Annotated in this window: 14 protein-coding genes; 2 read left to right on the top strand and 12 right to left on the bottom strand. The window is 40.4% G+C overall.

Annotated features, from left to right (window positions below; all coding sequences use genetic code 11):
* Nucleotides 1–100: 100 nt before the first annotated feature.
* On the top strand, nt 101–1,006 hold the full coding sequence (locus tag CLV48_RS11145) for an AEC family transporter (protein WP_106567358.1): 906 nt from the start codon (nt 101–103) through the stop codon (nt 1,004–1,006).
* Here the strand turns inward: CLV48_RS11145 and CLV48_RS11140 are convergent.
* The 12 genes from CLV48_RS11140 to CLV48_RS11085 form a co-directional block, all read right to left on the bottom strand.
* Entirely contained in the window at nt 1,003–3,984 is a 2,982-nt protein-coding gene (locus tag CLV48_RS11140) for an AsmA-like C-terminal region-containing protein (protein WP_106567357.1), read from the bottom strand. The two genes, CLV48_RS11145 and CLV48_RS11140, sit on opposite strands and share 4 nt — an antisense overlap.
* A 79-nt stretch (nt 3,985–4,063) precedes the next feature.
* Nucleotides 4,064–4,861: an inositol monophosphatase family protein gene (locus tag CLV48_RS11135; RefSeq protein ID WP_106567356.1), complete on the bottom strand. Its 798-nt coding sequence runs from the start codon at nt 4,859–4,861 to the stop codon at nt 4,064–4,066.
* A 341-nt stretch (nt 4,862–5,202) separates the two neighbouring features.
* Entirely contained in the window at nt 5,203–5,976 is a 774-nt protein-coding gene (rsmI, locus tag CLV48_RS11130) for a 16S rRNA (cytidine(1402)-2'-O)-methyltransferase (protein ID WP_106567355.1), read from the bottom strand.
* A gap of 1 nt (nt 5,977) precedes the next feature.
* Complete coding sequence (locus CLV48_RS11125) at nt 5,978–6,205, bottom strand: 4a-hydroxytetrahydrobiopterin dehydratase (RefSeq protein WP_106567354.1); 228 nt, start codon at nt 6,203–6,205, stop codon at nt 5,978–5,980.
* An 11-nt stretch (nt 6,206–6,216) separates the two neighbouring features.
* A complete protein-coding gene (locus CLV48_RS11120) occupies nt 6,217–6,483 on the bottom strand; it encodes a DUF493 family protein (protein ID WP_106567353.1) in 267 nt (88 codons plus the stop codon).
* A gap of 103 nt (nt 6,484–6,586) precedes the next feature.
* Entirely contained in the window at nt 6,587–8,698 is a 2,112-nt protein-coding gene (locus CLV48_RS11115) for a peptidylprolyl isomerase (protein ID WP_106567352.1), read from the bottom strand.
* A 74-nt stretch (nt 8,699–8,772) separates the two neighbouring features.
* A complete protein-coding gene (locus tag CLV48_RS11110; protein ID WP_106567351.1) occupies nt 8,773–10,059 on the bottom strand; it encodes a hemolysin family protein in 1,287 nt (428 codons plus the stop codon).
* Nucleotides 10,059–10,268: a hypothetical protein gene (locus tag CLV48_RS11105; RefSeq protein ID WP_106567350.1), complete on the bottom strand. Its 210-nt coding sequence runs from the start codon at nt 10,266–10,268 to the stop codon at nt 10,059–10,061. Before CLV48_RS11105 ends, CLV48_RS11110 begins: the two co-directional genes overlap by 1 nt.
* A gap of 2 nt (nt 10,269–10,270) precedes the next feature.
* Nucleotides 10,271–10,816 (bottom strand): LPS export ABC transporter periplasmic protein LptC, encoded by a 546-nt coding sequence (gene lptC, locus CLV48_RS11100; RefSeq protein WP_106567349.1) that lies wholly within the window; start codon nt 10,814–10,816, stop codon nt 10,271–10,273.
* Between the two features lie 501 nt (nt 10,817–11,317).
* Nucleotides 11,318–12,616: a tetratricopeptide repeat protein gene (locus tag CLV48_RS11095; RefSeq protein WP_106567348.1), complete on the bottom strand. Its 1,299-nt coding sequence runs from the start codon at nt 12,614–12,616 to the stop codon at nt 11,318–11,320.
* 11 nt (nt 12,617–12,627) lie between these two features.
* Nucleotides 12,628–13,911: a BamG family beta-barrel-assembly machinery protein gene (gene bamG / locus CLV48_RS11090; protein WP_106567347.1), complete on the bottom strand. Its 1,284-nt coding sequence runs from the start codon at nt 13,909–13,911 to the stop codon at nt 12,628–12,630.
* Complete coding sequence (locus CLV48_RS11085) at nt 13,895–14,620, bottom strand: type III pantothenate kinase (RefSeq protein ID WP_106567346.1); 726 nt, start codon at nt 14,618–14,620, stop codon at nt 13,895–13,897. The genes bamG and CLV48_RS11085 overlap by 17 nt, the downstream gene beginning before the upstream one ends.
* Before the next feature lie 156 nt (nt 14,621–14,776).
* Here CLV48_RS11085 and CLV48_RS11080 point away from each other — a divergent pair, with 156 nt between their 5' ends.
* Nucleotides 14,777–15,817, top strand: a complete 1,041-nt coding sequence (locus tag CLV48_RS11080; RefSeq protein WP_245889529.1) for an anhydro-N-acetylmuramic acid kinase — start codon at nt 14,777–14,779, stop codon at nt 15,815–15,817.
* Nucleotides 15,818–15,850: the final 33 nt, after the last annotated feature.

Here is a 15,850-nt window from a genome sequence, read left to right as displayed (position 1 = left end):
TTCAATTACTTTTTACAAAGAAAAATAGAATACCTAAGAGTTTGATGAATAAGAAATTACCCTTTTGTTAATTTTATTGTACTGCCCCAAAAAAAATCTGATGACACAAATACTTTTGATTCCAGCATTCCTTCTACTTGGAATACTCTTACAAAAAATCAAAAACCTTCCTACAACTCTTCCAAAACTTCTTAACAATTACCTTATATTCATCGTTTTGCCCGCATTGGCTTTGAAATATCTGCCCATTATTGAACTTCAGTTAGAACTAGTCTTGCCCATAACCTCTGCTTGGATCACCTTTGGCCTTTCCTGGCTGATTTTTGGAAGTTTGGGAAAATTCTTCCATTGGCGCAATTCTCTGACAGGATGCCTGATCATCACAGCGGGGCTTTCCAATACCTCTTTTGTAGGAATTCCTATCGTCAGGGCGCTTTATGGAGATGAGGCAGTAAAAATTGCCCTATTGATAGATCAGGGAGGTTCATTTATTTTGGTAAGCAGCATAGCAGTAATTGTTGCATCCATTTACAGTGAAGAAAAAAAGCGAAAGCGTGATATCACTAAAAAAATTGTGACATTTCCTCCATTTATTTTTTTCATTTTGGCCATTACAATGAACTTGACCAATATAACCCCCCCGGAATTCCTTTCAATTCCATTGGATATTATAGCTTTGTCTTTGACTCCTGTAGCCCTTACCTCTGTAGGACTACAGGTTAAAGTCAGTTTGCCCGCCATCAAAAATCCCTACCTTTGGACTGGTCTAGGCTACAAATTGCTTTTTATTCCATTTTTTGTCTTAATCCTGTTTAAATACCTCTTCCAATTGGATGGACTTGTACTTCAGGTCTCTGTGATTGAATCTGCCATGGCCCCAATGATTACCGGGTCCATTATTGCTATCAGCCATGGACTTGAACCCAAACTTGCCTCCCTTTTGGTAGGAGTAGGCATACCACTTTCTTTTGTCACTATTGCAGGATGGTATTGGGTGTTAGCCTAATTATCATTTTTTCTGGTAGTGTCCGGTTTAGCTGGCTTAGGACGGATCAGACCCTTCAGTACATTTTTAGCTTCTTCAGTAACTCTTTCTTTGGTATCTGATACCCTTCTTTCTGCTTCTCTTTTGACACTGTCCTGAACCATTTCAGCTTTCAGCTGAAGTTCTTTTTTGATACTATCCTCGGCTGCTTTAAACTGCTGCGTCACTTGCTGCTCCAGGTTCTCTTTTTCATTTCTTACCCTGGATTGTAAGGCAGTAGCCAATAGATTTTCTATGCTATTGCCGCCTGCAAGGGAAATTCTTGGATTACTGTAATTCCCTCCCAAGCTTATTGCTACAGGAATTAAGGTTGAAGCATTAGCTTCCGTACCTGAAATATTGGCCAAAAGAGTATTGGCCTGGGCCCCAAACTTGCCAGCAGGAACTTGCATATTAACAAGGTAATTGATAGTCCCATCAAAACCGGTACTCCCCTGTACATTGGCCTGATAATCCCATAGCCTTACATCAAAAGGCCTTACCTCCAAAATCCCGTTTTTGATTTCAATAGGGATGGTAACATTTCTGAACTGAAGGGTATTGGTATCATTTAGTCTCGTGAGACTTGTAATCCCTTGAAGCAATTGGCTATTTTGAAAAGCAGCTTCAGCAACCTTCAAAAGGCCTTTGGCACTAAGAGAAGACAATACAGGCATCATATCCTGACCAAGAATTCCTGAAAAATTCAGGTTACTATTAAAATTCCCTGTAAGGTGTTGGGCAATAGGGGCGAAAGCTTTCACTGTGTTGAGATTCTCAAAGGCCTGTGCAATGCTTAGATTGGCCAAGTTCAGTCCAAAATCAAACTTTGGTTCACTCAAATCCCTCGGATCATAAGTACCATTGAGGCTGATCTGACCTCCAAGGGCTCTCATTCCGGCATCTCTAAAAGTGAGGACACCTTCTTTTAGGTTCATGGTTCCCTTGACTTCTTTCAAGTTCATATTGTCATATATGACCTCATTAGCTGCCACTGACATGCTGAAATCAATGTTTTTGGGAAGTTCCAATACAGTAAGTTCTTCACTATTACTGCTTTCGGACATCCACTCATTGACATCAAATTTGGAAGAATTGAGCGACAGTTGCCCTTTCAGGATTTCATTATCCTTCAAAGCAAAATTCAGATAATTCGAAAGGTATCCTGTAGCCTGGACAGGACTCTGTCCCACCCTGGCATCAAACTGGATAAGATTTATACGTTCAGGAGAAAAGTCAGCCTTGCTGTCATGAATACGAATACCCTGTGGTAAATCGGATGAAGTAAAGTAAAACTTACTTACCTCTATATTACCTCTTGTATCGAGTCGGTTGTATCTCCCCTCCTCTACATCTTTATAGGAGCCCTTGGTAAATAAATCTGCACGGATGATGCCTTCCATAATGATATTTTCCATTGGAAAAATAGCCAAAAGCTTTCCTAGGTCCACAGCTCCTTTAATAGCTCCGTCCCAATTGAGCAAGGAAAAATCCGAAATCCTAAGCCTTCCCAAGATATTCTCATCCTCCAAATCAAATCCAAAACGGCTCAAATCAACCAAAAAATCGTTCATCTTACCTGTTTTATTCTGAATGGTAGCACTTACATTCAGATTTTCAATAGGAGAAGGATATTCTTTACTTTTCACATATCCATTTGCGAGCAACAACTGCGCATCAATCGCAGGTATAAGCTGGGAAACAGAATCATATCTCCCTTTGGCCGTAGCATTGATATCAAGCAATCCTTTTAACGTCATTCCCTCAATTGGAAAAATCGAAGTCATCTCCTCCAAGTTAAGTTTGCCTTTTAATGCCCCATCCATATCATAACTCACCAAATTGGCCAAGGTGAAATGGCCGGAAAGCGGATTGCTGCCAAAATTCAGGTTGAAAACCGGAATCTGAATGCTCGTATTGTCAAGGTTGTCTGTTTGATTTTGGATCCGAATATCCACATTTACATCACTGACAGGTCTGGGTAGCTCTGGATACTGAAAAAAACCTTCACTGATCTGAAGCCCAATATCAAAAGAAGGGAATGCTGTCTCGTTATAAAGCCCTTTGAATACGCCGCTAAAATCCATGGTCCCTGAAGTTCTGAGACTGGCAAAACTATCCGTATACATCCCCGGAACTAGAGAAAGGATACTCTTGAAACTGTTGTCCCTACCACCAAAACTCAAATCAAATTCAATCCCTTCTTCAGGCATCGCTATATAGCCCCCAAAATCAAACAAAAAGTCATTGAGGGCAAAATCACCTTTCCCAAAACTGAACTTCATTTGCTCCATATCGATATGCATCAGTGTCTCCCCCTTGAATTGTTTATTTCTTAAATAATTGATGCCTTCATAAGTAATTTCTGCAATCAAGGCATCAGCTTTTATGGGCAGGTCATATTGGTTTAAGGTGAAATTGCCCTTTCCCTCTGCCTGAATATTGCCCAGGGCCATAAAATATTTAAGCTGCCTATCATCATAGACCACAGCCACATCATTAATACTGATGATATCCACAGCCATTTTGAAATTGCTTTCTGGTGTTTCTTCTTCAGAAGGATAGGTTATATCATAATTTGCCCTCCCATCTTCAAGTACTTTGACATACACAGTCCCACCATCCAGATGCACTCCGGTCAAGGTAGGATATTCATCAAAAAGTATAGACCTCAGGTTAAAATCTATCTGCAACTTGTCCATATGGACCAAGGTATCATTTTGGAAGGGCGGATTACCTATAATCCCTAATTCTTCAACGGTAGCTGATATATGTGGAAAACGCTTGAAAATACTCAGGCTGATTTTATTGATATCAAAATAAACCTGAGCATTTATTGTGTTAGAAATTTCACGGTCTATCCTTTCTGCAATTTTATCCTTAAAAATAAAAGGTAAGGATACCAAAGCGACCAATAAAAAAACGAATATGGCTAGGCTAATCAGAATTGCTTTTTTCATGACAATATGGTTAGTGGTACAAAGTATTAAACGAAAATTTACTCAAAAAGATGCTGCAATCCCCTTGCCAATACAAGTATTACTTCCTCCAAACTTTCTGAATTTCAGCATCCAATTCTTCATGGATATGATAGTTGGAAGCCAATATATCCCCTCCAAAGAGATAATCCGAACCTTGCCTGAAGTCTGATATTTTTCCACCTGCCTCCATAACAATGATGGCTCCTGCCGCCACATCATATGGCTTGAGATTATACTCAAAAAAGCCCTCTGCCCTTCCGCAGGCAACATAACACAGATCCATTGCCGCACTGCCCACTCTTCTAACCCCATGGGATTTTTCCATCAAAGACCTCAATATTTTCAGGTAATCATCAATTTTAGAAAATCCGCTGTAAGGAAAACCTGTAGCAATAAGACTTTCCGCAAGTCTTCTGGCTTTACTTACCTGGATACGCTTTCCATTGAGGTAGGCACCATGGCTCTTGACTGCATAAAAACACTCATCTTGGTTGATTTCATAAACAACCCCAAGGACAATTTCATCTTTATACCTCAAACCGATACTTACCGCATAAACAGGCAATCCATGGATAAAATTGGTCGTACCGTCCAATGGATCGATGATCCAGGTATAGGCTTTTCCATCGCGGGCTGCAGTGCCCTCTTCGGTAATAAAATCTGCCTCAGTTAAAATAACCTCCAATCTGCTCACAATGATCTTTTCTGCTTCCTTGTCCACATAGGAAACCAGATCATTCAAGCCTTTTTGTTCTACTTTCTCGAGGTCAAAATTTTTACGCTCTTCTCTAATAAATGCACCTGCTTCTTTGGCTATTTCCTTGGTACGTTCTAAAATATGTAATAAATCTACCATATCTTTTATTGATTTTTTTTATATCTCCTTAATGACGGAAAATCCTACTCGGTTTTTTTATTCTGCCTTTAGTCCTAGGGCCTTGCCCTAGGCTATTACAGGCCGGCCCTTCAGGCCTTGATTACCAACCGTATTTGCCTATCGCTTAAATAAACCCCGGGTTGTACCCGGGGCTATTATCCTAAAGGGATTATACCCCTATCAGGATTTTCAATGTCCCCATTCTAGGTAATTACCTTAATGAATTCCTTAATTCCTAAACTCCTTAATGGTTCAAAAACTTCAACCTCCCACTTCCGACATCCGACTTCAAACAATTAACTTCCGAACTTCAAAACTTTTTACCTCTTACGTCTAGACTCTCGCTTCTCTTCTCTCGCTTCTCGCTTCTCAATTTTCGCCTCTCTTTTCTCCCTTCTATCCTCAGCCCTACCCTCCACCACCAAAACAATTTCACCCTTTATGGGATGTTCCTGGTAATATTCAATGAGTTCTGACAAAGATCCTCTGACATTTTCTTCAAAGACTTTGGTAAGTTCCCTGGACACAGAAGCCAAGCGATCTGGGCCAAACGCTTCCGCCAACTGCTCCAATGTTTTCATCAGACGATGGGGAGATTCATAAAAGACCATAGTACGGGTTTCTTCAACCAATGATTGTATCCTTGTCTGTCTACCCTTTTTATGGGGTAAAAACCCCTCGAAAGTAAACCGGTCATTCGGTAATGCAGAATTGACCAGGGCAGGTACGAAGGCAGTAGGCCCTGGGAGGCAATTTACCTCCAAACCTGCCTCTTTGGCTGCTCTTACCAATAAAAAACCTGGATCAGAAATTCCAGGAGTCCCAGCGTCACTTATAAGTGCCAGCACTTCCCCCTTCTTCATCCTTTCAACCAGTTTTTCTACAGCTTTGTGCTCATTGAATATATGATAACTTTGGAGAGGACGATTGATTTCCAAATGCTTGAGCAATTTACCAGAAGTCCTGGTATCTTCTGCTAATATCACATCCACTGAGTTCAATACCTCAATGGCCCTTAAAGTAATGTCCTTTAAATTTCCTATCGGAGTAGGAACAAGGTAAAGCTGTACAGATTTGCCTTCCAATTCCGACATCCTATAATTTATCTATGGCCTCAGCCAGTTTTCTATCCTTCTCCGTTATGACATTTCCTGCATCATGGGTAGTAAGTTCAATGGTCACCGAATTGTAAACATTGCTCCAATTTGGATGATGGTTATGGGCTTCGGCTAGGAAAGCTACCCTGGTCATAAAGGCAAATGCTTCCTGAAAATCCTTAAATGTAAAAGTTTTCTTCAGACGGTTATTCTCTTCTATCCACATAAACACATTTTTTAAAGTGATATAACTCCTTCGATTTTTGCTGCTCGGTCATAAACCTCCAGAATTGCCTCACTGCTTGGCATCATGGCTTTGATTGTAGCAGAGACGTATTTTCCATTGGAAGACTCTTTCAAGGTCATTTTATTGTTAGGCAAAAGAGCCGCTACCTGATCTTCCCTCCCGCTCAAAACGATGAATTTGAACATGTATAAGGTCGGAAATGAAGTCTGTGCTTCCAGCTTCTCTTTAAAGGCCTCTCTATCAAATGTAAATTTCATATTCTGCGAATTTATATGTTAACAGCTTTCCTCCCAAAATAAATCCCAAAACAAAAAACCCATGGATAGGCTCCATGGGTTTCTGTCTTTGAGTCATAATTGTTTAGAAGAACTTATATCTATAATCTTTTACATCGGCCAAATCTTCAAGAGCCATCATGATCATGTAGGCTGTTCTCTGTGAAGCGTTCAAGGTCAATTGTCTCTGATAACCGCTATAATCCGCTACTTCAGCAGCAGGTGTAATGGAATTGAGTTTCAGCACGATGATACCGACATCTTCATGGATAGGCTTGCTGATTTTGCCTGATTCCTTAAGTCCAAATGCAGCACCGATAGCTTTTGGAGCAAATCCTACACCCGGCAACACTGAAGCACTCAATCTCAGGTCAGGAATGTTATCTAAAGATGCTTCATTAGGATATGCAGACTGCATATCCTCTAATGTAGCCTTACCTTCCAATTGCTTCTTGATCATCTCTGCCTTTTTGTCATTTCTCACCTGGCTTAGGACCTGGGCCCTAACCTGATCCAAAGAAGCAGTTCCTTCTTCATATCTGCTTCTCAAAGTGGCTACGATATAGCTATTATCCAATTCAAAAACTTGAGAGACCTTTCCTACAGAGGCATCATTAAATGCCCATCTGATGACTTCCCTAGCTCCTTGAAGGTTATTAAGGTTTCTGTCAAATGCTCCAACACTGTTGGCCTGAATGATTCTGAAGCCTTCTTTTTCTGCATTTTCCGCGAATTGCTTGGCATTAGATGCATTTGCTGCAAAGAAATCAGCTCTTCTGAATACATCATTTCTGGTAGCATCACTAGGAATCAGTTCCAGTTCCAAAGTTGCAATTTTGAATGTCTCAGACTTGGGCATTTCAGTCACTTCAATGATGTGGTAACCATATTCGGTTTCAACCAATCTATTGATCAAACCAGCAGATTTTACAGCAAATGATGCCTCGGCAAATTCTTCAACAAAATCCTCTTTGGCAAACCAGCCTAGATCTCCGCCTCTCTGTGCAGTAGCGTCCTGACCATATTGTGCCGCAGCAACCGCAAAACTTAATCCATCCTGTATTTCTTTTAAAACATTCTGGGCATTTGTTCTTACTTCTGCTTTTCCATCTTCACTCAATCCTTGTGTGCCAAATAGGATATGGCTTGCCCTCATCCTAGGGGTACCATTGAATTTATCTGTAATTTTATAGGATACGTATGTTGACCTGCTTGTAAGGAAAGGCCCATAAGTCTCACCTACCTGAATGTCGTCAACGTTTGTAGTAAGTGAATTGGGTAGGGCATCTCCAGGAAGTATAGTGGCAAAAGGTCTTGCTGCCTCAGAATTTCTCAATACGAATACAGAGTCATTGCTGGCATTCCTCAATTCCTCTGTCAATTGTCTTATTTCAGAGATTACAGCAGCAGAATCCTCACCGCTAGGCATAAGATTGAAAGCCACATAATCTATGTCAACAGCATTGGAAACCTTGAATTTTTCCTTGTTTTTGTTGATATAATCTCGCAACTCGCTGTCAGATACCTGCACATCATTGTCCGAGATGGCATAGAATGGAATAAATACATAATCTACATCAACAAGTGAATTCTGCATTTTATGCTCCATTCTTCCCTCTGCAGAAGTAGCAAATTCAGACGTAGAGAGCAAGTTGTCATATTTCACTCTCAACCTCGCATCAGCAAATAATTTTTCCTGCTGTGCCCAGAATGCCCTTTGCTCTGGACCTGCATTTTCCAAAGATTGAAGGAAAGTCACCAGCTGATCCCTGTCAAACTCCCCGGTCATTGGATTGGTCAATTGCTGTCTGAGTTCAGCGATAATGTTTTTACCTTGAACCATGTCAACCAATTCAGCATCTGAAATGGTAAGTCCCAAGGCCTCATATTGAGAAGCAAAAACTTTGTCTACAATCAGGGCCTGCCATGCCTGCTCTCTGATGGAGTACATTTCATTTTCGGAAGGAGTTCTTCCTGTGTTCTGCTGGAAAGAAAATTTGATCTCTTCGATTTTCCGAATGTATTCCTCATAGGAAATACTTTCACCTGCAATCTCACCAACCTTGTTTGAACTGCCACCTAAAAGGGTGGAATTGGGGCTTAAAATATCTCCCCCAACAATAAACAATATCAAACCTACTGCGATAACGCCGATTGCAAGACCTGTTTTCTGTCTAATTTTTTTAATTAATGCCATTCTACTGGATTTTTGAAGTGCCGCAAAATAATTACATCTAGGTCTAAATTCAAAATAATATGACTGTCAATAAATCACTTATTCGAATTAAGTGACGGATTATGCTTTACTTTTAGTGTTTCAATGCGATGATCCTGCTTTGCCACTATAGTAAAAGTCAAATTACCGAAGGTGATACTCTGTCCTTTTTGGGGTATATCTTCTATCAAAGAGAGTATAAAACCTGCCAATGTTTCAAATTCTCCATAAGGAAGCTCCCAACCATATTTTTCATTAAGGTAATCAATTTCATGACGAGCACTGATCAAATATTCATTTTCCGAAATCTTTTGCTCAGTAAGGTCATCTGTATCATATTCATCCTGTATCTCTCCAAATATCTCCTCAATGATATCTTCCATACTCACAATTCCACTGGTGCCACCAAATTCATCCACTACCAATGCCAGACTTTTCCTTTCTTTGATAAATTGGATCAATAGTTCATTGGCAAGGGCAGATTCAGGAACAATAATGATCGGGGTCAATATGTCCCTGATTTTTTTTGGTTTTTTAAAAAGCTCCAGCTGATGGCAGTATCCAATGACATCATCTATGGAATCTTCATATACAATAATTTTGGAATGCCCGCTTTCAGCAAATACCTGCTTAAGGTCCTCAATGGTATCCTCCACGTCCACAGAAACAATATCGGTTCTGGGCACCATACACTCCCTTATTTTGATAGTTTTGAATTCTACTGCATTGTCAAAAATCTTGGTATCAATCTCAACTTTTACATCCAGGCTGCTATGTTGTAAATTATTTTGGATAAAGCTGTTCAGATCAGTGACTTTAAATACTGGTTTGTCTTCACTATATTCCAGTCCAAGTACTTTTGTTATGAAGAACCGGGACAGCCCAACCACCAACCACACAATCGGATACATGAGATAATAAATGATCTGAAAGGGGATAGAAAGTGCGGAAAGCAAACGGTTAGGATTAAGTAAAAAAATGCTTTTGGGTAAAAATTCTGCGGTAACCAAGACAAGAATGGTGGAAAGTATGGTCTGAACAACCATGATACTGGCCTGATTTTCCAAATTGCCCGGCAACCAAGCTGTTATCCATGGCTCCAGCAAATTGGCCATGAAAATACCGTAAAGAACCAGGGCAATGGTATTCCCAATCAGGGTAGTCCCGATAAACTGACCCGGCTTTTGAAGAAAATTGGAAAGAATTTTACCTGAAAGCAGCCCCTGTTTATTCTGAAGCTCAATGTGCAATTTATTGGCAGATACAAATGCTATTTCCACACCCGAAAAAAAAGCGGAAAATAACAAAGTGATAACCACATACAACAAATAGCCTGATTCCATTATTTCCTTTTTCCTTTTAGGTCTGAATTATCCTGATCGTCGTCCTTGCCGGACCTTTGATTTTGCCTGTATTTGTACCAAAATAACAAAACTACAGCCAACATGAAAATGGGGTAGGAGGCCACAATCCCTTGAGTGATGGTCTGATGTGTCCCTATGATGACAAAGGCTGCTGATAAAGACAATAGAGCGATATTGCTGACTTTCATACTTAATTTCCTTCTCCAGGAATAATCATTCTACTATTGAACGGCTTGAATATTTTGTAATCGTTAAATCCTTCATCTGCTTCCATTCCTGTACCATTTATAACTGTTTCTTTGTCTTGGATGGTGACAAATTTATCAGTATAAATCTTTTTTGTATTAGGGTCCCAGAAAAGTTCCTCCGAAGCAAGACTTTGGTCTTTCTCCAAATTCTTGACCCTCACATCTCCTTCTCCCCTGTAAAGATTATTATTACGATTATAAAACCCCTTATCAGCCCGCATGGTGGTAGTCACATTTCCTTCTTTATCAAAAAAAACAATTTCGATCCCTTCTGGAAACTCCAGGTCTCCGGATTCAAATTCCATCTGCTTTTTTGCCTGCAAATGTGTCCTGACAATGGCTGAATCACTGTGATAAAGGTCAATCCCATATGCAGTACTGATCGGCCCGGTATACACCTCAAATATCCCGCTATCCACTTCAGTCCCACAGGAAATTAAATGGAGGATTAAAAAAAAACCAATAATCAAACGCGGCAATTGTTTCATCCCTGCAAAGATACCAAAAGTTTATTTAACCTAATGTGTCCACTCAACCTGAATTCTAAGACTTTGAAGAAGTAACGAAATGCGGCCAATTCCAAGAAATGTATTTAATGGAGTAAACACAAATCGTTGAACAATTTATACGGAACCAAACCATCTATGCAGGGCGGGAAGTAGTGAATCTCCTTTGGGCAGGCCTTGGACATGCGGAGGACTGAACGTTATGAAATGATCTTATTGGATCATTTTAGTGAAGGTCCAGGTTTTTGGTCAGGGATTCGAATTTATTAAACCAATAGCCTAGCCTCAGGCACATAGTCTCCTAGGTTGGCATCAGCAGGAGGTTTAATAAAACATTTTCACTTTGCAGCCTGGAATCTGTTTCATCTGTGAATTTTCGGCGGACCCTGTTTTACCTTAGTTGAATTCTATCAGGAAGAGTCCAAAGTCAATAAAAAAGGCAGCACTTGGGCTGCCTTTTCTAATTACAAATCAATATTGGGATTAATCTCTTGTTGCTAGAGTTACAGTTTCACCTACCCAGCATCCTGTGTTAATGGTTTCACCGGCCTGTTTACCTTCGGTAAATAGTTCTTCCTTGGATGGGAATCTAGATCTCGCTTCTCTCATACCCTCATTGTTACCTGCTCTTTGGAAGGCATTGTAAGCAGCGATAAATACAGAGTAATCTTTCGCCCTACTTTCGCCACCTTTACAGTCATTGAATGCACCCATGTAGAGGTACCCAATCAAAGTATAAGCCTCAGACGCTTTTTCAGGATCCAATCTGGCAGCCTCCTGAGCAGCGGTTCTAGCAGCAGTTTTTCTGCCTTGCTGTGCATGAATTTTGGCCAGGTCCAGTTGGACATCAGCTTTTTGCTTATTATTCTCTGCCAGAGTAAGGGCTTTTTCCAAGATTGGCTGGGCTTTTTCATACTCTCTATTCTGCATGTACCTCATAGCCCTCACCTGTGAAGTGGAGAAGGTAGGGTTATCAGAATCTATAATCTCCAAAGCAGTCAGGAAGGAATTAGATCCAAGACACTTATACTGAACAGAATATTTGAAAATCTGTTGGGCCAATATCAGATTTGAAGGGTCTGCTTTCAATTTTGGTCCTAAGGTATTTTCAATGAAATCACAGTTGATCAATTCCATTGCAATCAACAAAGCTTCTACATTTGATTTTGGCGTGCTTACATCTACACCTTTTGCTTCAGCTTCTTCCAATAATTTGGATATCTTATCATGAATACCCAATACTTGCTCTGCAGTATAGGCTTTATTCAAAAGATAGTGTCTCCTTACCAAATCAAAATATGCTGCGGTGTATGCAGGATTAATACTTCCGTTTACTTCAAATGCTCTGTCATAGAAACCTACTGCTTCTGCCAATTTGGTCTTATCGTCCCTGAAATATTGATACCCATAATATGCCTTATTTTCAATCCATCGGTTTTCATTGTCGAAGTATTGTTTTCTAAGGTCATATACTTTCATCACTGAGTCTTGATATACTCTCTTCTGCGCTGCGTCTTTTGCTCCAACAGCCGCACCGTTGTAAATCGTAACTCCATTGATATAGATGGATTCATTTAGATCAGGGGTATTGACCAATAGCCAATGCAAAGGCTTTGTGGCTTCCACAAATTGTTCTGACTTCATGTAATCCACATAGGCAGCATTGTATTCTCTCGCTTTTGCCTCCATCTTTTCGTCGGAAGGCCACTTCCATTCCTGTGCCTGGGCAAAACCCGCAACTAGTAGGGTAAATAACCCGGTTAGTACATTTTTAACTTTCATGTCCGTTAAATTTATTCAAATACTCTTTTGTAAAACCATGTGTTATCGTTGAGGGAAAATCCTAAGCTAACACTTAAGTAGTTTTCCCGAATCAATCCATTGCTTGTGGTTCCGCGGGTTCCCAATTGTATGGCGAAGTTAGCCAACGACAAACTGTTTACTGGAACTGAACCTCCAAAATTGATGCCAATATCTCTGATCTGTGTATTGGCTACGACAAAGGGAGTCTGTTCATATGCAGCCCCAAACCTGTAAGTGGTTCTTTTGAGGAGATTATCCACCGCAGTGAAATCAGGGGCAAGCTGAACTCCCAAACCAACTCGATAAGAATCCCCCAAATCCCCTGTGCTGCCCTCAAGATTTTTGTAACTACTTAAAGGCTGCTGCTGAATATCAAGTCCTATTACAAATTTATTAATTTTCTCGTAGGTTATTCCATAACCAATGTTGGAAGGAACATAAACCGATACATTATCATTGTTCCTGATGACATCACCTTCCCCGCCGGGCCTGCTAGCTTGGGCAAAATCTCCAACCTTCGCAAATTCTTTTCCATTAATATTTCCAAAGGCCTGATAAATGGCTCCCAAGTGTAGGTTGCTCTTGCTTCCAATCTTGAAATGATAATGACCCCCAAATTTGAATGCTACATCAGAAACTGTGAATCTTTGATAAAATTCTGAAGAAACTCCGGTAGGAAGTCCATCTTCTCCCAATAAAGAAAGTTGGTTGGTCCTGATAGTAGAGCCAAATAAATATGATCCATGAATTCCCAAGCTCAGGTTTTTTGCAACCAGAAATCCTGTTGAAAGATAAGCTTCAGAAATACCTCCATCCCCATCAATTCTATTTAATGATCCTAAGTTAGAATTGGTTACCTGCCCTCTCACCAAAATGTTATAATTGACACTGGTAAGTTGGTTCAAGCCCAAACCAACAGTTTGCTTCCCTGACTTGAACGGTAAAGAGACTCCCACATAGGAAAGTCCTCCTCCATCCAAAAATTCGGAATCGTTGGCATTTTGTGCATTGATACGTGAATAATTGAATGCGGCCTGGAAGTTGAAGATCGTATTCCTTGTTGTCAGGGCAGGGTTCATGTAATTGAGGCCCCAACCGGTTCCGAAACTTATTCCGGTACCACCCATACCACGGTTTTGGGTTAATCCACCATTATTAAAATTACCTAGTCCAAGTGCACTGTAAGTTGACACACTGGACTGGGAAAATGATTCGGAAAATATGAAGAAGACACAGAGTGTGCTCAGGAATTTCAGCCTATTGGAGATTGACATTGTACGATAATATTCTGTTTAGGCCATACAGGACCAAATTAGGGATTACAAATATGTGGTCTTTTGTTAAGCTTTCAAAAATTTTTGAATCTCCTCCACAAATAATGACCCTCAAACCAGGATATTTGGCTTGATATTCCGAAATAAATCCTTGCATCTCATGCAGGATACCATAATACACGCCGCTTTTCATTCCTTTTTCGGTGGAATTCCCTACCAGCTCTGGCTTTTCTCCCAAGACCAAATTTACCAGAGGCAGCCTTGCTGTCTGTTGGTGCATAGCCTTAAAACGCATCTGTAATCCAGGGGAAATTGCCCCCCCATAGTAACGGTCCTCGTCGTCCAAAAACTCATAGGTGATGCAGCTTCCCAGATCTATTGCCAATAGCGGCCCTTTTTCAATGATACATCTTGCTCCTATTGCGGCCGCTTTCCTATCCACCCCAAGCGTCTCTGGAGTTGCATATAGATTGATAATGGGAACCAAGGTGCTTTTGCTCAAAAAAAGAAACTCAAAATCCAGGAGTTTTTTTAATTCCTCTTCCCCAAGCGTCACCGAGCTGATGATGGCTTGATCAAATACCAATGTGGACGTAAACTCCAAGAAAGATTGAATCTCCTCAAAATAAACCTCATGGAGCAGTCGGTCACCTTCAAATTGGGCCGTTTTGATCCTGGTATTGCCAATATCCACAACAAATTGTTTCAAATCCTTTCTAGAATTACTTTAGCAAAATATTTCGGTACGAAATTACTCAATTTCAAACAGCACGCTTTTTGAATAAAATAAATTTAACTTTAGCCCTGACTATTTAACAAAATTTAACCCATGGACCCACGCTCTTCCTATAAAATGATTGGCTTAATGTCTGGAACTTCTGGAGATGGATTGGATATTGCCTATTGTGACTTTCATTTTGACAATGGAAAATGGAGTTACGATTTACATGAGCATGAGACCATCGGTTTTTCTGAATCCATTGGAAAACTACTTATGGGCGCACATGAATTGAGCGCTTTGGAATTAAGTGTTTTAGATGTGACCTTTGGAAAGTGGATGGGCGAACAGGTTCGCTTTTTTGTAGGTAAACATGGGTTGAATATTGATGCAGTGGCTTCACATGGACATACGGTATTCCACCAGCCCGATAAAGGACTGAGCCTCCAAATAGGAAATGGCTGGGCTTTGCACAAATCATGTGGGCTACCTGTAATCAATGATTTCAGGATGCTTGATGTTCAGCTTGGAGGTCAGGGTGCACCACTGGTTCCCATAGGTGACAGGCTTTTGTTTGGAGACTTTGATTATTGCATCAATTTGGGGGGAATTGCCAATGTATCCATGGAATATGCAGGCATTAGGTTAGCATTCGATATCTGCCCTTTCAATCTGCTCCTCAATCATTTTGCGGGATTGAAAGGAAAAGCTTTCGATGAAGATGGTTTTTTGGCAAGATCCGGAAAATTGATTCCCGATATTTTGGAACAACTCAATCAGGTTAGGTACTATGATATCCAAGGCTCCAAGTCCTTGGGTAGGGAAGATATGGATCAATTTTTGGACATCTTGGAAGAAAACCCCAGAAAGCCTGAAGATATTCTCCATACCCTTTTGCATCATTATGCCTTTCAGATCAAGAGTTCTATAAAACCTTTGGAAAAGGGAATTGCCAAGGTCCTGATTACGGGAGGAGGAGCCTTCAATCTGTACTTTATGGAAATTCTGGCATCCGCTCTTGGCAGTTCTTTTAAAATTGTACCAGTCTCTAAATCCCTGATCAATTATAAAGAGGCTTTGATCTTTGCTTTTTTGGGCGTCCTAAGATTGAGAGGGGAAAATAATTGCCTTTACACTGTGACAGGAGCCTCAAGGGACAATTGTGGAGGCGTGGTCTATGGACTTTGATAATCTTGCTTTTAGATTGGTTTTATTTTCTAT

The organism is Cecembia rubra (assembly GCF_003014575.1).
Classification (GTDB): Bacteria; Bacteroidota; Bacteroidia; order Cytophagales; family Cyclobacteriaceae; genus Cecembia_A; species Cecembia_A rubra.
The sequence above is the reverse complement of the archived record's forward strand: the minus strand, read 5'-3'. Positions and strand labels throughout refer to the sequence as shown.